The 17,479-nt window shown below is 66.1% G+C and carries 17 protein-coding genes and 1 pseudogene; 4 read left to right on the forward strand and 14 right to left on the reverse strand.

Going from position 1 to position 17,479, the window contains the following annotated elements; translation table 11 throughout:
* Window positions 1-82: 82 nt before the first annotated feature.
* From AC1MCD_RS16795 to AC1MCD_RS16810, 4 genes are all read right to left on the reverse strand, one after another.
* Window positions 83-1,483: an MBL fold metallo-hydrolase gene (locus AC1MCD_RS16795; RefSeq protein ID WP_498673459.1), complete on the reverse strand. Its 1,401-nt coding sequence runs from the start codon at window positions 1,481-1,483 to the stop codon at window positions 83-85.
* A 134-nt stretch (window positions 1,484-1,617) separates the two neighbouring features.
* Entirely contained in the window at window positions 1,618-1,914 is a 297-nt protein-coding gene (locus AC1MCD_RS16800) for a rhodanese-like domain-containing protein (protein WP_498673462.1), read from the reverse strand.
* A gap of 69 nt (window positions 1,915-1,983) precedes the next feature.
* Window positions 1,984-2,742 (reverse strand): sulfite exporter TauE/SafE family protein, encoded by a 759-nt coding sequence (locus AC1MCD_RS16805; protein ID WP_498673464.1) that lies wholly within the window; start codon window positions 2,740-2,742, stop codon window positions 1,984-1,986.
* A complete protein-coding gene (locus AC1MCD_RS16810) occupies window positions 2,739-3,356 on the reverse strand; it encodes a rhodanese-like domain-containing protein (RefSeq protein WP_498673467.1) in 618 nt (205 codons plus the stop codon). The genes AC1MCD_RS16805 and AC1MCD_RS16810 overlap by 4 nt, the downstream gene beginning before the upstream one ends.
* 117 nt (window positions 3,357-3,473) lie before the next feature.
* Between AC1MCD_RS16810 and AC1MCD_RS16815 the strand changes: the two genes are divergently transcribed.
* Entirely contained in the window at window positions 3,474-3,731 is a 258-nt protein-coding gene (locus tag AC1MCD_RS16815) for a metal-sensitive transcriptional regulator (RefSeq protein ID WP_056626479.1), read from the forward strand.
* 114 nt (window positions 3,732-3,845) lie between these two features.
* Here AC1MCD_RS16815 and AC1MCD_RS16820 read toward each other — a convergent pair whose 3' ends face one another.
* The 4 genes and pseudogenes from AC1MCD_RS16820 to AC1MCD_RS16835 all read right to left on the reverse strand — a co-directional run bounded on the left by AC1MCD_RS16820 (window position 3,846) and on the right by AC1MCD_RS16835 (window position 7,565).
* The gene (locus AC1MCD_RS16820) at window positions 3,846-5,033 is read right to left on the reverse strand and encodes a fatty acid desaturase family protein (RefSeq protein ID WP_498673469.1); all 1,188 of its coding nucleotides are present in this window, start codon (window positions 5,031-5,033) and stop codon (window positions 3,846-3,848) included.
* 13 nt (window positions 5,034-5,046) lie between these two features.
* Entirely contained in the window at window positions 5,047-6,144 is a 1,098-nt protein-coding gene (locus AC1MCD_RS16825) for a ferredoxin reductase (RefSeq protein WP_498673472.1), read from the reverse strand.
* A gap of 208 nt (window positions 6,145-6,352) precedes the next feature.
* Window positions 6,353-6,556, reverse strand: coding sequence for a hypothetical protein (locus AC1MCD_RS16830; RefSeq protein WP_498673474.1), 204 nt, complete (start codon window positions 6,554-6,556; stop codon window positions 6,353-6,355).
* Window positions 6,510-7,565 (reverse strand): annotated as a pseudogene (locus AC1MCD_RS16835) (LLM class flavin-dependent oxidoreductase). The gene AC1MCD_RS16830 and the pseudogene AC1MCD_RS16835 overlap by 47 nt, the downstream one beginning before the upstream one ends.
* Before the next feature lie 81 nt (window positions 7,566-7,646).
* Here AC1MCD_RS16835 and AC1MCD_RS16840 point away from each other — a divergent pair.
* Genes AC1MCD_RS16840 through AC1MCD_RS16850 form a run of 3 tightly spaced genes read left to right on the forward strand, consistent with a single transcriptional unit; the run spans window position 7,647 to window position 8,796 of the window.
* Window positions 7,647-7,985 carry a YnfA family protein gene (locus AC1MCD_RS16840; protein ID WP_498678393.1) on the forward strand — a complete coding sequence of 113 codons (339 nt, stop codon included), beginning with the start codon at window positions 7,647-7,649 and terminating at the stop codon, window positions 7,983-7,985.
* A 42-nt stretch (window positions 7,986-8,027) separates the two neighbouring features.
* Window positions 8,028-8,450 carry a YidH family protein gene (locus AC1MCD_RS16845; protein ID WP_498673476.1) on the forward strand — a complete coding sequence of 141 codons (423 nt, stop codon included), beginning with the start codon at window positions 8,028-8,030 and terminating at the stop codon, window positions 8,448-8,450.
* 4 nt (window positions 8,451-8,454) lie between these two features.
* Window positions 8,455-8,796 carry a DUF202 domain-containing protein gene (locus AC1MCD_RS16850; RefSeq protein WP_498673477.1) on the forward strand — a complete coding sequence of 114 codons (342 nt, stop codon included), beginning with the start codon at window positions 8,455-8,457 and terminating at the stop codon, window positions 8,794-8,796.
* Between the two features lie 15 nt (window positions 8,797-8,811).
* On the opposite strand, the gene AC1MCD_RS16855 is transcribed toward AC1MCD_RS16850, so the two are convergent.
* Genes AC1MCD_RS16855 through AC1MCD_RS16880 form a run of 6 tightly spaced genes read right to left on the reverse strand, consistent with a single transcriptional unit; the run spans window position 8,812 to window position 17,436 of the window.
* The gene (locus AC1MCD_RS16855; protein ID WP_498673479.1) at window positions 8,812-10,053 is read right to left on the reverse strand and encodes an MFS transporter; all 1,242 of its coding nucleotides are present in this window, start codon (window positions 10,051-10,053) and stop codon (window positions 8,812-8,814) included.
* Between the two features lie 38 nt (window positions 10,054-10,091).
* The gene (gene narI, locus AC1MCD_RS16860) at window positions 10,092-10,934 is read right to left on the reverse strand and encodes a respiratory nitrate reductase subunit gamma (protein WP_498673481.1); all 843 of its coding nucleotides are present in this window, start codon (window positions 10,932-10,934) and stop codon (window positions 10,092-10,094) included.
* A 2-nt stretch (window positions 10,935-10,936) separates the two neighbouring features.
* The gene (narJ, locus tag AC1MCD_RS16865; RefSeq protein ID WP_498673483.1) at window positions 10,937-11,557 is read right to left on the reverse strand and encodes a nitrate reductase molybdenum cofactor assembly chaperone; all 621 of its coding nucleotides are present in this window, start codon (window positions 11,555-11,557) and stop codon (window positions 10,937-10,939) included.
* On the reverse strand, window positions 11,554-13,263 hold the full coding sequence (narH, locus tag AC1MCD_RS16870) for a nitrate reductase subunit beta (RefSeq protein ID WP_498673484.1): 1,710 nt from the start codon (window positions 13,261-13,263) through the stop codon (window positions 11,554-11,556). The genes narJ and narH overlap by 4 nt, the downstream gene beginning before the upstream one ends.
* Window positions 13,263-16,973 (reverse strand): nitrate reductase subunit alpha, encoded by a 3,711-nt coding sequence (locus AC1MCD_RS16875; protein WP_498673486.1) that lies wholly within the window; start codon window positions 16,971-16,973, stop codon window positions 13,263-13,265. Before AC1MCD_RS16875 ends, narH begins: the two co-directional genes overlap by 1 nt.
* A 55-nt stretch (window positions 16,974-17,028) precedes the next feature.
* Window positions 17,029-17,436: a hypothetical protein gene (locus AC1MCD_RS16880; RefSeq protein WP_498673488.1), complete on the reverse strand. Its 408-nt coding sequence runs from the start codon at window positions 17,434-17,436 to the stop codon at window positions 17,029-17,031.
* Window positions 17,437-17,479 lie beyond the last annotated feature (43 nt).

Genomic DNA, 17,479 nt, shown 5'->3' on the forward strand with positions numbered 1-17,479 from the left:
AGGTGGCCCGGGCGTGTGGGGGCACGTCCGGGCCGGGTGCCCGGGCGGGAGGGGGGTCCTGCCCGGGCGGTCTTGGGGGTGGTTAGGCTGCGGGGACGCTGTTCTGCCACGCCTTCCAGCCTGCGTAGCTGCCGTCAAGTTCGACGACGTCGTACCCGGCGCGGCGCAGGGCGCTGGCGGCCACGGAGTTCCGGACTCCGCTCTGGCAGTAGGTGACGATGGTGCCCTCGGCGGGCAATTCATCGAGGTGCCACATGAGGCGTCCGCCGCTGAGCTGGTGGGATCCGGGAACATGCCCGGCGGTGTGCTCGGTGCGGTTCCGTACGTCCAGGACCATCGCGGCATCAAAGTCAGCCAGCTCGGCGGGCTGGATGAGCTTTGGTATGGACATGGGCAGCCCGTCGAGGGTGGTGACGTAGCCGGCCACGTTGTCGATGCCGACTCGGACCAGGTGGTCCCACATCTCCTGGGCCTGTCCCTGGTCCGCCGCCAGGAGCACCAGCGGGTTCCTGTCCGTTTCCGGGTTGACCACCCAGGCCCCGTAGCTGGCCACCGACTTGCCCGCCGGGACGTTCAGCGAGCGGGTGACGGTGCCTTCGTGGACCTGGCTGTTGGACCGGGTGTCGATGAAAGTTACCTTGTCTTCAGCAAGGTCCTTGGCGACGTCGGCCGTGTCCAGTTCCGCCAGCGGCGGGCGCTGACCCATAACGGCCGGGCCTTCCCGGTTTTCGCGTTTCATGCGGCCGAAGTAGGCGTGTGCGTCCGGCTGCCCGTCGAGGAGTTCGTCGATGAAGCCCTGCTCGTCACTGGCGGCGAGGTAGGGGCCCCACCAGGCGTAGAGTCGCTCGTAGCCGACCGTGGAGGAAGGGATGGCACCGAGGGCCTTGCCGCAGGCGCTGCCTGCACCGTGGGCAGGGTGGACCTGAACGTAGTCCGGCAGCGTCAGGAACTTGTCCCGCAGGCTGGCGAACAGCTGCCTGGCTCCGACGAATCGGGTGTCGATGCCGCCGGCTGCCTCGTCGAGCAGGTCAGGGCGGCCCAGGTCACCGGAGAAGACGAAGTCCCCTGAGAGCAGGTAGCCAGGCTGGTCGCTGAACGCGCCATCGGCGATCAGGAAGGACAGGTGTTCCGGGGTGTGGCCGGGAGTGTGCACTGCCTGGAGGTTGATGTTGCCCAGGGTGATCTTGTCGCCGTCGAAGAGCCGCTCGCCGTCGAACCCGTACTGCCAGTCCGGTCCACCTTCACCCGAAACATAGATCCTGGCGCCGGTGGCCGCGGCCAGTTCGCGGGTGCCGGAGAGGTAGTCGGCGTGGATGTGGGTTTCGGTGACGGCCACGATCTTCATGCCGTTCTTCTTGGCCAACTCCTGGTAAACCGCGATGTCGCGGCGGCCGTCGACCACCACCGCTTCACCCTTGGCCTGGCAACCGATCAGGTAGCTTGCCTGCGCAAGGTCTTCGTCATAAATGCGTTCGATAAGCATCTGATGCTCTCCTTCGTGAAGGGGTGGAGGGGAAGTGTTCTGCTATCAATATTAATACCCTAGGGGGTATCCCGCAATGCTGGATGTCCCTACGGCTTTTGGTGCGATTTGGGGCTAGGGGTACTGCCGGCCGGTCAGGCGGTGGGGAGGCCGGCGCGGGTCCAGGCAATCATGCCGCCGGCCATGGTGTCGGCGGTGAAACCGGCGCCGCTGAGGGCGTCGGCGACGCGGGCGGAACGGTTTCCACTGCGGCAAACTGCGATCAACGGGGCCGCGGCATCCAGCTCGGAGAGCCGCGCCTGCAACTGGCCCATGGGGATGTGAAGCGCTCCGGGGATCATACCTTCGGCGACTTCGAAGTCCTCACGGACGTCCAGGATGGTAGCCGTGGAACGGCGCTGGTCAGTTTCGGTGATGGTGATTTCAGCCATGGGCTTCTCCTTCGAATGGTTTGTCTGTGATCGAATGGTTCGTCCGTGATGTTGCGTTCGGGACTGGCGTCAGGCGCTAACGGTGCTTGCCGTGACCCAGGCGGCGACTGCGAAGATGAGCATCGCGAAGGACACACGGATGTGTTTGTCCTTGAGCCGGCGGGCGAGCCGCGCAGCAATAAGCGAGCCCAGGATCGCCGGGACTGCGAAGCTCAGGACAACGGGCCAGTCAATGGTGAATCCAGCGGCATGTGCGCTGAAGCCCGCAGCCGAGTTGATGACGATGATGGCCAGGGACGAACCAACGGCCTGTTTCATGCGCAGGCCTAGAAACAATGTGAGGGCAGGAGTAATCAGGAATCCGCCGCCCACGCCCAGCAGACCAGTGAGGAAACCGACGAGGAGCCCGACTCCCACGGCCTTGGGAGCGCAGGAGCGGAACACCGGCGTGGGGCCGATGCTGCACGATCCCTCTGTTTCCGTGGTCCGCATGAGCATCCGGATCCCCGCGACCGCCATGATGGCGGCGAACGCGAGCATCAGAATATTCGGATCCAGCAGCCGTCCCGCTGCCGCCCCGCCCCACGCGGCGGGGATTCCCGCAGCCCCGACGATCAGGACCACGGGCCAATTGATGCCTTCACGGAGGCGCGGGATCAAAGCCACCAGGGACGAGATTCCCACCACCAGAAGGGACGTGGGAATGGCTGCCGCCGGACTCATGCCCACGCCGTAAACCAGTGCGGGGACGGCAATGATGGAACCGCCGCCACCCACCACACCAAGCACGGCCCCAACCAGGAGCCCCAGCGACAGGGCCGCGATCATGCTGCCGGGGTCTGCTTAGCCTCGGGCACCGGCAGGGCCAGGATGGCGCTTTCGCGGGTGGGCTCCGTGGTGGACTTGTTCCATGGCATGGCCGAGATGGCCTGGCCCATGGCGCACGTGTTGGTAGCGGCGGAGAAGGTCAGCCCGGCGCCGATAACCCCGGCAAGTGTCCGGATCTTGGGCGAAACGAACTTACCCCCAACCAGGCCCAGAACCACCAGGGACCCCGCAACCATGCGAACTTGGCGCTCCAGGTCCCAGCGGCCCCTCCCCTTGACAACCTCGCCCCCAGCCGCCGCAAAGCCCGGCACCCCTCCGGTCAGGACGTAAGCGGTATCGATCCCCGACGCACCCAGGTGCTGGTGCGCCTGCTCGGCGCGGGCCCCGGACTGGCAAACAAGGACTACGCGGCTACCCAAGCGTGCGGCCAGCTCATCCGTGTGCTCAGACAGCAGCGGCAGCGGCACGTTATAGGAACCACGGATGTGCAGGGCCTCGAACTCGGCGGCAGAGCGGACGTCGACAACGACCAGATCCTGGTGCTCGACGATCCAACTGCGCAGGGCTTCCGGAGCGAGGGCGGTGACGCCTGTGGTGGTGGAAGGGGAGGTCATGGGTGGCCTTTCGACGGATGAGTGAATACCCCACCGAGTATTACAGATACCCCTAGGGGTACGCAAAACACCCCGCCGGGTATATAGTTGACCGCAGGACACGACCCTTGGAGACCCATGCAACTTGATTCGACTGAACTCACACCCGTGGTCAACCGCCTCAAACGGGCTCAAGGCCAGCTGGCCGCTGTGACACGCATGCTGGAAGAAGGCCGGGACTGCAAGGACATCGTCACGCAGCTGGCCGCGGTGTCCAAAGCCTTGGACCGCGCTGGATTCGCCATCATTGCCAGCGGCCTGGAGCAGTGCATCGTCCGCGAAGACACCACCATGGACCGGAAAGAGCTCGAAAAGCTTTTCCTCTCCCTCGCCTAAGGGGCCCCTGCCGGAGACGGCGGGACGGCGCTGCAAACAACACACACCCCAGCAAACAGTGGAGGGGCCAGGCAATTCGCCCGGCCCCTCCACTGCTTGTTGTGCTCTGCTGCCTTAGGCCTTTGCGGCCTTGCCCGGGAGCGCGAGCCTGAAGATCTTGCCCCAGGTTGAACCCACCTGCTTCAGCAGCGGACCCGTGGTGTACTTCAATCCGTACCGCTGGCAGATTTCCTGGACCAGGGGCGCAACCTCGGCGTACCGGTTGGACGGCAGGTCCGGGAAGAGGTGGTGCTCAATCTGGTGCGACAGGTTGCCGGTCATCAGGTGCATGAACTTGGACCCGGAGATGTTGGCGGAGCCGATCATCTGGCGCACGTACCAGTCGCCGCGGGTTTCGCCTTCAACCATTTCCTCGCTGAAGGTGTCCGTGCCTTCCGGGAAGTGGCCGCAGAAGATCACCGCGTGTGCCCACACGTTGCGGACCGCGTTCGCGGTCAGGGTGCCGTAGAGGGCCTGCTTGCCGGAACCGGTGAGCATTGCAACGGCGGGAGTGGCCGCGTAGTCCTTCGTGAACTGGGTGACCACCTTCTTGCCCAGCGCCTTGAGGTCCTTGAGCAGGGCCTCCTTGGACTTTCTGCCCTCTTTGAAATCGTTCAGCTCGAGGTCGTAGATGGCGATACCCCACTCGAAGAGGGGTGCCAGGATGGCGTTGTACAGCGGGTTGCCCAGGTTCGCGGGCACCCACGGCTGGCTCTCGTCCATGCGCAGGAGGTTGTACCCGACGTCGTTGTCCTTGCCCACCACGTTGGTCCAGCGGTGGTGCAGGTCATTGTGGGTGTGCTGCCATGAGCGCGAGGGCGTGACGAAGTCCCACTCCCAGGTGGTGGAGTGGATATCCGGGTCCCGCATCCAGTCCCACTGGCCGTGCAGCACGTTGTGGCCGATCTCCATGTTTTCGAGGATCTTCGCCAGGCTCAGGAGCGTGGTGCCGGTAACCCAGGCAGCCTTGTTCTTGCTGACCAGGAGTGCTGCTCGGCCCGAGATTTCCAGCCCGCGCTGGACCTTGATCACGCGGCGGATGTAGGCGGCGTCGGAAGCTCCGCGCTTGGCGAGAATATCGTCGCGGATCGCGTCGAGTTCGCGGCCCAGCTCAGCCACCTGTTCATCCGAAAGGTGCGCGGCTGTGGGAGGGCGTACCGAAGGGCTGCCGGACTCGGCCAGCGCTCCGGGGCGCGTCCTTGCCGCTCCGGCGGGGGCGGCCTTGCCGTCTGAAACTGTCTTGTTTTCTGAAACTACTGACATGCGATAATGCTCCTCAGAGTTCGAGGTTGACGGGTCCGGCGGCTGCCGAGACACACGTTTGGATTAGTTGGCCGGGTTCGCCGTGGATTTCGTTGGTGCGGAGGTCGCGGACCTGGCCGGACAGGAGCGGAGTCAGGCAGCTGTGGCAGATCCCCATCCTGCAGCCGCTGGGCATCAGCACGCCGGCGTCCTCGCCCACATCCAGCAGCGGGGTGTCGCCGTCGGCATCGACCTCCCGGTCCGACGCCTCAAAGGTGACCAGGCCGCCGTTGTGCCCCACACCCCCGGCAAAGGTGGTGTTGAAGCGTTCGATCATCAGGTTGCCGGGGTCACCGGCGATTGCGACGTCCGAACCGGGGGCAGCGGTGGTCAGAGCGGCCTGCTTCCACAGCGCCTCGGCGTCGTCCAGGAAACTGTCCGGGCCGCAGGCGTAGGCGGCGCGTTCCTTCCAGTCCGGGCAGATCCGGTCCAGTTCTGCCGTGGTGGTCAGGTCCATCCGGCCCTGCTCGCCCGTGTACCAGTGGGCAAGGCGGAAGTTCGGAAACTGGTCAGCCAGTTCGGCAAGTTCCTCGTGGAAAAGGCTCTCCCCGGGGGTGCGGGCCGAGTGCACCAGCACGACGTCGGCATCCGGGCGGCGCGGGACCAGTGTGCGGATCATGGACATCACCGGAGTAATGCCGCTTCCCGCGGTGACCATCAGCAGCGGCCGCGGGTGCTCCGGGAGGATGAAATCACCCTGCGGAGGGGCGAGGAACAGGACGTCACCGGGTTTGGTGGTGCGCACCAGGGTGCCGGAAACGGCGCCCACGTCGGTGACGGTAATAGCGGGGTCTTTCCCCGCGGGCGCGCTGAGGGAGTAGGAACGCCAATGGCGAACGCCGTCGAGTTCAACGCCGATGCGCGCCCATTGGCCGGCCAGGTGGGAATGCCAACCGCGGCCGGGTCGGAAAAAAATGGTGGCCGACTGCGCTGTTTCCTGGACCACCCGGGTCACCACGCCGCGCAGCTGGCGCGCGGAAAAGACAGGGTTGAACAACGCCAGGACATCTTCCGGCGAAAGGGGCGTCGTCAAGACTGAGGCCGCCTGGGCCAGTTGACGTAGCCGGATCATGCAGTTACACCTTTAGCGGCGCGAGCCATATTTCTCTCTCCTGACCGTTGCGCAGCCATGCTGTAGTAGAGGGCCGTTAGATCCCCCAAGCCCGTTACCAGCCTAACGGCTGCAGCTCGTTGATGGTTCCGGAAGAATATTAGTAAGGATGCTGACCGATTTCCACTGCAGTCACCGGGACGGGCAAGCCCCGCGACAGGGGACGGTTTCAGCGGTCGTCGCGGTCTTGGAATTCCTCGTCCAGGTCCTCGTGCCGGAACTCCGTCTCCGGGTTCGGTCCGCCCTCGGCCACGTACTCGTAGTCCAGTTGACGCTGAACCTGGCTGTCCAGAACCTGCAGCTCCCGGTCCGGGATGGTGGAAAGATCATCCGGAAACTCGTCTTCCGGCTTCAGGTGGAGCTTCTCGGACATTATGACCCTCTCTAGGCCCCGGGGAATAGCCGGGCCGCAAGGGCCCGTACCCCCTCAGGATATCCCTTCCGGGCTGATCACCCAGCGGAATTACTGATTGGACGGCGGCGTCGGCCGCCAACTGCTCAGCCAGGACGTCCGGGGCGCCCGCGTACGTCTTGCCGAAGCGTGCCATCAGGCCGTCGATCACTCCCACCTGGTCCCGGCTGTCCCGCAGTGCGCTGCCGGCAAAGTAACGGCTGTCCCTCTTCGTCCACGATGGGCAGGACGCTCCGGCTGACGGACGCGCGCGGCTGGTGGCCGTGCCCTGCCGCCGCCCAGGCGTCGCGGAAGAGCCGGATCTGCTCGGCCTGGAGCTGGTCGAACGGCACACCGGTGTCCTCCGTGAGCAGGGTGGAGCTCATCAGGTTCATGCCCAGGCCCGCGGCCCAGACCGCGGTTTGACGGCTGCCGGCACCCCACCAGATGCGCTCGGCCAGGCCCGGCGACTGCGGCCGGACCGGCAAAAGGCCGACGGCGCCGCCGGCGTAACGCGGATCCGCTTCGGCCACGCCGGCCCCGCTGATGGCCTGCCGGAATTGGGCTGTATGCCGGCGGGCCATGTCCGCATCCGTTTCCCCCGCCTCCGGGCGGTAGCCGAAGGCCTGCGCGCCGTTCCGGGCGGGCTCGGGTGAGCCGCCCCTGATGCCCAGCTGCAGCCTGCCGCCGCTGATCAGGTCCGTGGCAGCGGCTTCTTCGGCCATGTAGAGCGGATTTTCATACCGCATGTCGATGACGCCGGTGCCGATCTCTATCCGGCTGGTCCGGGCGGCGATGGCAGCCAGCAGCGGAAACGGGGAGGCCTGCTGACGGGCGAAGTGGTGCACCCGGAAGAAGGCGCCGTCGATGCCGAGTTCCTCCGCGGCGACCGCAAGCTCAATGCCCTGAAGCAGGGCCTCGCCCGCAGTTCTGGTCCGTGAACCTTGGCCGGGCCCCAGTGACCGAAGGAGAGGAATCCGATACGCAGCATGTTTGGCCTACCCCCCCCCCCCCCGGCAGCGGCTGCATTCCCGGCTGGCATGATGAACCTGTGAATATTCCTGCTGAAGCGGTGTCGATCGCTAAAACGGCTGTGCTTTTCGTGCTGGCCGCGATGGCCGAAATCGGCGGCGCCTGGCTTGTGTGGCAGGCTGTCCGCGAGGGCAAGGACTGGTGGTGGGCGGGGCTCGGCGTGATTGCCCTGGGCGTCTACGGTTTTGTTGCCACCCTGCAGCCGGACGCCCATTTCGGCAGGATCCTGGCCGCCTACGGTGGCGTGTTCGTGGCCGGCTCGCTGGCCTGGGGGATGATCTTTGACGACTTCCGGCCCGACCGGTGGGACGTTGCGGGTTCCGTGATCTGCCTGGTGGGCGTGGCCGTGATCATGTTCGCCCCCAGGAACGCGGGCTGACCCGGCCACAGCAACCGCATTCCCGGCGGCTAAACTGACCCCGTGTCCAGCAACCAGCCACCGCCCCGCGGTCCCGTGCCGCCGTCGCCGCCTCCCCCGCCCTCGCGCGGACGGATAGCCGAACGGCTGCTGCCGGGCGGCACCGAACCCGATCCGCGCTTCACCCTCGCCAACGAACGAACCTTCCTCGCCTGGATCCGCACCGCGCTGGCGCTCCTGGCCGGCGGCATCGCCATCGAGGCCTTCACGTCGGACCTCTTCCTTGAGCCCGTTCGCAAGAGTCTCGCCGTGCTGCTTCTGCTCCTTGGCATGCTGCTGAGCGCCGGCGCCGCAGGGCGCTGGCTCCGCGTGGAGCGGAGCATGCGCAACAAAACTCCGCTCCCGCTGCCGCTCATCGTTCCGCTGCTGGCCGGCGCCGGGGCGCTGGCTGCCGCCGTCGTCCTCGTCTTTATCCTCTGGCGTTAGCGTTATGGCCCGCACCATGGTGCCGGACCCGGCGCCGCACGGCGATCCCGGGCTCCAGCCCGAACGGACCACGCTGGCCTGGGGCCGGACCATGCTGGCACTGGTGACGGTCAGCGCCATTTTCCTGCGCTGGCTCCCCCACCACGGATTGCCCATCCTGCTGCTGTTCGCGGTGTCTACCGCCGCGGCGGCCGCCATCTACTTCACCCAGCGGCGGCGGTATTTGGCGAGCTCCCATGGAATCGTGCACAACCGGGCCGACGCCGATGCCCCCGCGGTGCTCTGGACCGCCTTTGCGGGGGTTGCGCTGGGCGTCCTCGGGATCGCCGTGGTACTGGCCGGGTAAACGGTCAGCCCCGGGTCAGGCCTTCGCGGCCTGCACAGTTTTCGAGGGACCACGCAACACCAGGACGGTGAAGGCAAAGGCAAGCAGGGCGGTAGCAACCAGCAGCAGCAGTCCGATTGAGTAGCTGCGCGTCGCGGCGTCGTACGTTGCGCCCATCACGAGGGGCGGGAAGTAGCCGCCCAGGCCCCCGGCGGCACTGACAACGCCGCTGATGCTGCCCACCTTGCCCGGAGGAGCGAGTACGCCCACCCACGCGAACACTCCCCCGGTTCCCAACCCCAGCGCGGCCGCCATGGCCACGAAGGTCAGGCCGGCGGGGACCTCGCCGTCGGGCTGGAGGTTCACCACCCAGCCGAGCACCGCCACGCCTGCCAGGGACGCGAGCACCACGGATTTGGAGCCGAATTTGTCGGCGAGGACGCCGCCTATCGGCCGTGCCAGCACTGCCGCCAGGGCGAAGCCCGCCGTGCGGGCCCCGGCGCCGCTGGGATCAAAGCTGTACACGTCCCGCAGGTAGGTGGGCAGGTACGTGGCGAAGGAAACGAAGCCGCCGAAGACCACGGCGTAGAGGAAGCACATCTTCCACGTGACCGGTGTTTTAGCGGCATCAAGGAGCTTGGGCAGCACCGGGGCATTGTTGCGGGTCCAGCCCGGAGACTCCTTCATCAGGAACCACACCAGGGTGGCCATTGCCGCCAGGACCGCGGCGATCAGCAGGTGCGTGGGGAAATATCCGATGCTGGCAACCAGACGCGGATTCAGGAAGGCCGCCAGTGCCGTGCCACCCATCCCGGCACCGAACACGCCGGTGGCGAAGCCCCGCCGGGAGGGCTCGTACCAGGCGCTGACGAAGGGAATCCCGACGGCGAAGACAGTACCCGCAACGCCGAGCACCAGGCCGGCGCCGAGCACCAGCGCGAACGAGCTGAGAAGTCCGCCGACAGAGACCAGCAGGATCGGCAGGATGGAGGCGAGCAGCACAAAGGTGAACATGGCCCGGCCGCCGTACCTGTCCGTCAGGGTGCCCACGACGATCCTGCCGAGCGAGCCGACAAACACCGGCATGGCCACCAGCACCCCTGTGGCCGCCGGGTTGAGGTGAAGGTTCTGCGTATAGAACGAACCCAGTGTTGCCACCGAGTTCCACGCCCAGAACCCCACCACCGAAGCGGAGGTTGCGAGCAAGAGATTGAGCGTGCGGCCGGCCGGTGCCGGCCGGGCTGAATCGGCTGGCGCTGAAGCGGCGGATCCGGCCACGGCGTGCCTCTTTCCTCTACTTTTGGGACTGGCTTTCGCTAGCGGTTCCGGGTGTCCCTGTCGCGGGTTCCGACGGCGGACCATCCGCGGCGTGCCGCGGTCCCGGTGGTGCGTGCAGCCGAGGTTCCGGCTGTTTCCTTCCGCTTTGCGTTGACGCGGTCCCGGTCACGGGAGCGGTAGACGATGTAGGGCCGGAAAAGGTAGTGCAGCGGCGCGGTGAAGGCGTGGACCAGCCGGGTGAAGGGCCAGATTACGAACAACGCCATGCCCACCAGTGTGTGCAGATGGAAGGAGAACGGCGCTGACGCCATCGCCGCAATGTCCGGCTGGAAGATGAACAGCGAGCGGAACCACGGGGCCACTGTTTCGCGGTAGTTGTGCCCGTGCTCGCCCTCAAAGACGCTGGCCAGCGTGGTCCACAAACCGAACAGGATGGCCGCCGTAAGCACCACGTACATGCCCTTGTCGTTCGTGGTGGTGGCCATAAAAACCGGGCCGGTGGTGCGGCGGCGGTAAATCAGCAGCAGAATGCCGCCCAGGGTTCCCACCCCCGCAATGCCTCCCACCAGCAGGGCGTTGAAATGGTAGAACTCCTGGCTCATGCCCACGGCCTGCGTCCAGGCCATCGGGATGACCAGGCCGAAAAAGTGGCCGGCGATGACCGCCAGCAAACCGAAGTGGAACAGCGGGGACGCGATCCTCAGCAGCCGGGACTCGTACAGCTGGGAGGACCTGGTGGTCCAGCCGAACTGGTCGTACTTGTACCGCCAAATACTGCCGCCCACCAGCACCACCACCATGACGTACGGCAGGACGCCCCAGAGGACGATGTCCAGGGCGGTGAGTTCGACGGCGGCTCCGGGCCCGGTCTCGAACGGCATGGTCAGGTCCCTTTCACGGGCAGCAGGCGAGGATCGTAGGGGTCCAGCCCCACGGCTTCGGTGGGCGGCCCGTAGCCGGCCATCCGCATGACAGCCTGCTCATCGGCCGGCGATTTCCCGGGCAGCGTGGCGCAGATGGCCTGCAGGATGCGGGCATGCGGCAACTCATCGCGCAGCAGGCCGAAGCGGAGCATCTCAAGGCTGGCCCGGTACCGGATCAGCAGGTCACGGCCCGCCGCAAGGTCCACCCGGGCGGCGTATTCGAGGACCATGGGCAGGTAATCCGGCAGTTCGCCGTGGGTGTCCACCAGGATGTCGCTTTGCCGGTAGACCTTCTTGAAGTTGCCCAGGACTTCACCGCGGCGCCTGGTATCGCCGTCGGTCCAGTAGCTCAGGTGCAGCGCGTGGCGCCGGCCCAGGTCGAACTCGCGCACGTAATGAGCCTGGATTTCCATGGGCTCCGAGGATTCGAGCAGGTCCAGGACACCGTCGAAGTCCTGGACCGCACCGGGAAACTCAGCCAGCGCGGCCCTGATCAGCGGGACCTTGGCAATCAGATCCTCATCCGGGTACGACAGACACCAGGCGGCAGCCAGGTAGAGGACCTGTTGGCGCCGGCTCACGGCTGTTCCCCGTCCGCCGAGGTGCTGGGCGCCGAAGAACCTGGCTCCGGGCGCGACCGTCCCGGGAAAAGCCCGGGCGGCGCCCCGCGCCCGTCCCAGTTCAGCAGGTTGACCCGGCCGCTGAGCCCGGGGCCGGACCCCATCTCGTCCGTGGTCTGCCGGTCCCGGAGGGCATGGAACGTTTCCACCGCCACCGGGACGGGCCTGCCGCTTGCCTCGCCGAACGGGGAGGAGTCCTGCATGCCCGGTCCGCCGTCGAAATCCAGTGAACAGCCCATCTCTTCGAGGTCATGCGCCTGTTCCACATGGGCCTTGGGAATCACGTAGCGTTCGTCGTATTTGGCGATGGCCATGAGCCGGTACATCTCGTACATGGTCTGGCTGTCCATCCCCACGGCCTCGGGGATGGAGTCGTCCGGATCGTTGCCCAGGCTGATGCCGCGCATAAAGGAACGCATGGCGGCAAGTTTCTTCAGCACGGTGGTGACCCGGTCTGCATCGCCCGCCGTGAACAGTTCGGCGAGGTATTCAACCGGGATGCGCAGCGCGTCGATGGCGCCAAAGAGGTTGCCGTGATCCTCGCCGTCGTGCCCCTGGTCCCGCAGCAGGTCCACCACCGGTGAGAGCGGCGGGACGTACCAGACCATGGGCATGGTCCGGTATTCGGGGTGCAGCGGCAGGGCCACCTTGTAGACCTTGGCGAGGGCGTAGACCGGGGACCGCCGGGCGGCGTCGATCCAGTCCTCCGGGATGTTCTGGGCGCGGGCTTCGGCCTGGACGGCGGGGTCGTTCGGGTCCAGCAGCACGTCCATCTGGGCGTCGTAGAGTTCCTTCGGGTCGGTGACCGACGCGGCTGCCGTGACGGCGTCGGCGTCGTACAAAAACAGCCCCAGGTACCGCAGCCGGCCCACGCAGGTCTCCGAGCAGACCGTCGGCAGTCCCACTTCGACGCGCGGGTAGCAGAAGGTGCACTTCTCGGCCTTGCCGGTCTTGTGGTTGAAGTAGATCTTCTTGTACGGGCAGCCGGTGACGCACTGCCGCCAGCCCCGGCACTTGTCCTGGTCCACCAGCACAATCCCGTCCTCCACCCGCTTGTAGATCGCACCGGACGGACAGGACGCCATGCAGGACGGGTTCAGGCAGTGCTCGCAGATCCGCGGCAGGTAGAACATAAACGTCTGCTCATAGGCGAACTTGATCTTGTCCTCGGATTCGCGCCGCACCTTCTCCACGATCGGATCCAAATGGCCATGCTCAGTGGAACCGCCGAGGTCATCGTCCCAGTTCGCGGACCAGGTGATCTTGGTGTCCTCCCCCGTGATCAGGGACTTTGGCCGGGCAACCGGAAAGTCATCCCCCAACGGCGCGTCGATGAGCGTTTTGTAGTCGTAGGTCCACGGCTCGTAGTAATCCTTGAGCTCGGGCTGGACGGGGCTGGCGAAGATCCCGAAGAGTTTCTTGACCCGGCCGCCGGCTTTCAGGACCAGCTTGCCGCGCTTGTTCACCTCCCAGCCGCCATGCCACTTCTCCTGGTCCTCGTACCGGCGGGGATAGCCCTGTCCCGGACGGGTCTCCACGTTGTTGAACCAGACGTATTCGGTGCCGGCACGGTTGGTCCAGGCCTGCTTGCAGGTCACCGAACACGTGTGGCAGCCGATGCATTTGTCCAGGTTCATGACCATGCCCATTTGAGCCATAACACGCATCAGTACTGCACCTCCTGGGAACGACGGCGGACGGTGGCAACCATGTCGCGCTGGTTCCCGGTGGGGCCAAGGTAGTTGAACGCGTAGGCCAGTTGGGCATAGCCGCCAATCAGGTGCGAGGGTTTGACCAGCAGCCGGGTGACGGAGTTGTGGATGCCGCCGCGCCGGCCCGTTGCCTCGGACTTCGGCACGTCGATGGTGCGCTCCTGGGCGTGGTGGACGTACACCACCCCTGCCGGCATCCGGTGGCTCACGATTGCCCGGGCCACCAGGACGCCATTGATGTTCAGGCATTCCACCCAGTCGTTGTCCCTGACCTTGATGGACTCGGCATCGGCGGGACTCATCCAGACCGTCGGCCCGCCGCGGGACAGCGAGAGCATCAGCAGGTTGTCCTGGTATTCGGAGTGGATGGACCACTTGGAGTGCGGTGTCAGGTACCGGACCACCACCTCAAGCTGCCCGTTCGCGCCAAGTTTGGGCTCGCCGAAGAGCCGGTGCATGTCCAGCGGCGGCCGGTAAATGGGCAGCCCCTCGCCGATATCCGTCATCCAGTCGTGGTCGAGGAAGAAGTGCATCCGTCCGGTCAGGGTGTGGAAGGGCTTGAGCCGTTCGATGTTGATGGTGAACGGTGCATAGCGGCGGCCGCCGGTTTCAGAGCCGGACCATTCCGGTGAGGTGATCACCGGCACCGGGCCCGCCTGGGTCTGGGCGAACGTGATGAACTTTTCCTCGGACCCCTCGGCCAGGTCCACCAGTTTGCGGCCGGTGCGGACCTCCAGGTCCTTGAAGCCCTGGACCGACAGCGCGCCGTTGGTGGTGCCGGAGAACGCCAGGATGGCTTCGGCCATTTTCGCGTCGGTGTCGATCGCCGGCCGGCCGTCCGCGGCGCCGCCGAGCATCACCCCGTTGGAGCGGCTGAGCCGGTCCAGGGGTCCGGCAAGTTTGTACGTGACGTTCTTGACCGTGAAGCCCAGTTTGTCGGCCAGCGGTCCGACGGCGGCAAGCTTGTCCGCGATGGCCGTATAGTCCCGCTCCACCACGGAAAAGACCGGCATGTTCTGTCCGGGAACGGCCGGGATGTCCGTCTCCCGCCAGTCGCGCACGATCCCGCCGGGCTGGGCCAGCTGCCCCGGCGTGTCGTGCTGCAGCGGAACGCTGACCAGGTCGCGGCGGACGCCCAGGTGGGTCTTGGCCAGCCGGGAGAACTCGCGGGCCAGCAGGTGAAAGGTGTCGAAGTCTGTTTTGGTCTCCCACGGCGGGTCGATCGCCGGGCTGAAGGCGTGCACAAACGGGTGCATGTCTGTGGAGGAGAGGTCGTGCTTTTCGTACCAGGTGGCTGCGGGGAACACGACGTCGGACAGGAGCGTCGTGGAGGTCATCCGGAAGTCGGCGGAGACCAGCAGGTCCAGTTTTCCTTCCGGGGCCTGCTCATGCCACTTCACATCCTTGGGCTTGAGCCCTTCGGCGTGGTCCTTGCCCAGGACGTTGTTATGGGTGCCCAGCAGGTTGCGCAGGAAGTATTCGTTGCCCTTCGCCGAGGAACCGAACAGGTTGGAGCGCCAGAGCACCAGGGTCCGGGGCCAGTTCTCGGGGGCGTCGACGTCGTCGATGGCCGGGTTCAGGGTGCGGTTCTTGAGCGCGTCGGCGATGTAGCTGGGGGTGTCCTTCGCGGAACCGGCGGCGACGGCGGCCTCCGCCTCGTCCGCGAGGTCCAGCGGGTTGCGGTCGAACTGGGGATAAAACGGCATCCAGCCGAGCCTCGCGGACTGCGCCATGGCGTCCGCAGTGTGCATGCCGTCCAGCGCGCCCGTGGAGAGGGGGGATTTCAGGGCATCCGCGGAGTAGCCGTCCTGGCGCCACTGGTCCGTATGCATGTACCAGTAACCGGTGCCGATCATGGTGCGCGGCGGCCGGGCCCAGTCCAGCGCGTTGGCCAGCGACAGCCAGCCGGTGACCGGCCGGGTCTTCTCCTGCCCCACGTAGTGCGCCCAGCCCCCGCCGTTGCGGCCCATGCAGCCGGTCAGCATCACCAGCGCCAGCACGGCCCGGTAGGTGGTGTCACCGTGGAACCACTGGCAGATTCCCGCGCCCATGATGATCATGGAGCGGCCCTTGGACTCTTCGGCATTCCGGGCGAACTCACGGGCCACGCGGATGCAGGCCTGCGCCGGAACACTGGTGATCTCCTCCTGCCAGGCCGGGGTGTACGGCGTGGACGCATCCTCGTAGCCAGCCGCCCACTCCCCCGGCAGGCCCTCCCGGCCCACACCGTACTGGGCCAGCATCAGGTCAAAAACGGTGGTGACCAGCTGGCCCTCGACTTCAAGAACGGGTACCCCGCGCCGCAACACGCTACCGGTGCCGTCCGCCTGCTCGAAGCACGGAAGCAGGATTTCGGCGCTCTCGCCGGACACTTCCCGCAGGGACAGGGCAGGGTCGATCCCCTCGAGGTCAAGGTTCCATTTGCCTTCGCCGCTGCCGGAATATCGGAACCCCATGGAGCCGTTCGGAACGGCGGGACGCCCCGTTTTTTTGTCGAACAGCACGGTGCGGAACGCCGCGTCCTCAGCCCCGGACTCCCCCGGGAGATCCGCCGCGGTGAGGAATTTCGACGGCGTCAGCGCGCCGTCGTCGTTCCTTACCAGCCGAACAAGGAACGGCAGGTCCGTGTACTGGCGGACGTAATCGGTGAAAAACGGGACCTCGCGGTCCACGAAGAATTCCTTGAGCATCACGTGGCCCATGGCCATGGCGAGCGCGGCGTCCGTTCCTGCCTGGGCAGGGAGCCATTCGTCGGCGAACTTGGTGTTGTCCGCGTAGTCCGGGCTGACGGTGACCACCTTGGTGCCACGGTAGCGGACCTCTGCCATCCAGTGCGCGTCCGGGGTCCGCGTGACCGGGACGTTGGAGCCCCACATCATGAGGTAGCGCGCGTCCCACCAGTCGCCCGATTCCGGGACGTCAGTCTGGTCGCCGAAGACCTGCGGGCTGGCCACGGGCAGGTCCGCGTACCAGTCGTAGAAGGAGGTCATCACCCCGCCGATGAGCTGGATGAACCGGGTTCCCACCGCGTGAGAGACCATGGACATCGCGGGAATCGGCGAGAAGCCGGCGCACCGGTCCGGCCCGTAGGTCTTGATCGTGTTCACATGGGCCGCGGCGGCGATCTCGATCGCCTCCTGCCAGGAGACCCGCACCAAACCGCCCTTGCCGCGGGCCTGCTGGTAGCGGCGGCGGCGCTCCGGGTCCGCCGCGATCTCCGCGAAAGCCAGCACCGGGTCGCCGAGCCGGGCTTTCGCCTCCCGGTACATCTCCACCAGGACGCCGCGGGCATACGGGAAACGGACCCGCGTGGGTGAGTACGTGTACCAAGAAAAAGCTGCCCCTCGGGGGCAGCCTCTAGGTTCATATTCAGGACTATCGGGGCCCACCGAGGGGTAATCCGTTTGCTGGGATTCCCACGTGATGATGCCGTCCTTAACGTACACCTTCCAGGAGCAGGAGCCGGTGCAGTTCACCCCGTGCGTGGACCGGACCACTTTGTCGTGGCTCCACCGGTCCCGGTAGAAGATATCGCCCTGGCGGCCGCCCTCCCGGAACACCGCCCTGCCGTCGTCGGTCTGGTCCCATTTCGTGAAGAAACGGCCCAGCTTGAGCATTGCATCAGATGCGGGTCCGTCTAACCCCGCGTTGGGTCCGGCAGCCATGGGCATCACGCTAAGCCATGGCAGTGGTTAAGACCAGAGCCCGGCGGCCCTTCCGCTAAGACGTCCGGAACATCGGGAGGAAGAACCCAACGATGAGCGCCGCGGCGCCGATTCCGGTGAGCACGCGGCCAAGCACGACGGCGGTCCTCCCCACATCCTCGGGCGCTGCGGTCTGCCACTGGGTGGGGCGCTTGGGGTGGTAGTAGATCGGCAGGGTGTCACCGACTGCCAGCTCCCTGATGTCATAAGGCGACATCGGCGCGTGGTGGACCTGGAACTTGCGGTCGAACCAGCGGAACCCGGTGCCGCTCTCGTCCGCGTAGACCACGGCTTCAGCCACAGACCACGGGTGCACAAAACGGCGCAGGATGCCGGAGTAAAAGAGCAGGCCAAGCCCGGCAGGCAGGCACAACCAGGTCAGGATCTCCAGGATGGGACCTGCCATTTCGAGCACGGTGGGCATGGAAATGATGCTACCGGTGGTTGGGCTCCCGAAAATATCGCTG

The organism is Arthrobacter sp. BF1 (assembly GCF_056680215.1).

Bases quoted from the DNA above. Each gene is read 5' to 3' on its own strand.
- AC1MCD_RS16825 (WP_498673472.1), bottom strand. From the start codon at position 6,144: ATGATCCGGCTACGTCAACTGGCCCAGGCGGCCTCAGTCTTGACGACG.
- AC1MCD_RS16810 (WP_498673467.1), bottom strand. From the start codon at position 3,356: ATGACCTCCCCTTCCACCACCACAGGCGTCACCGCCCTCGCTCCGGAA.
- AC1MCD_RS16815 (WP_056626479.1), top strand. From the start codon at position 3,474: ATGCAACTTGATTCGACTGAACTCACACCCGTGGTCAACCGCCTCAAA.
- AC1MCD_RS16875 (WP_498673486.1), bottom strand. From the start codon at position 16,973: ATGGCTGCCGGACCCAACGCGGGGTTAGACGGACCCGCATCTGATGCA.
- AC1MCD_RS16800 (WP_498673462.1), bottom strand. From the start codon at position 1,914: ATGGCTGAAATCACCATCACCGAAACTGACCAGCGCCGTTCCACGGCT.
- AC1MCD_RS16880 (WP_498673488.1), bottom strand. From the start codon at position 17,436: ATGCCCACCGTGCTCGAAATGGCAGGTCCCATCCTGGAGATCCTGACC.
- AC1MCD_RS16850 (WP_498673477.1), top strand. From the start codon at position 8,455: ATGGCCCGCACCATGGTGCCGGACCCGGCGCCGCACGGCGATCCCGGG.
- narH (WP_498673484.1), bottom strand. From the start codon at position 13,263: ATGCGTGTTATGGCTCAAATGGGCATGGTCATGAACCTGGACAAATGC.
- AC1MCD_RS16820 (WP_498673469.1), bottom strand. From the start codon at position 5,033: ATGTCAGTAGTTTCAGAAAACAAGACAGTTTCAGACGGCAAGGCCGCC.
- AC1MCD_RS16805 (WP_498673464.1), bottom strand. From the start codon at position 2,742: ATGATCGCGGCCCTGTCGCTGGGGCTCCTGGTTGGGGCCGTGCTTGGT.
- AC1MCD_RS16830 (WP_498673474.1), bottom strand. From the start codon at position 6,556: ATGTCCGAGAAGCTCCACCTGAAGCCGGAAGACGAGTTTCCGGATGAT.
- narI (WP_498673481.1), bottom strand. From the start codon at position 10,934: ATGCCGTTCGAGACCGGGCCCGGAGCCGCCGTCGAACTCACCGCCCTG.
- AC1MCD_RS16795 (WP_498673459.1), bottom strand. From the start codon at position 1,483: ATGCTTATCGAACGCATTTATGACGAAGACCTTGCGCAGGCAAGCTAC.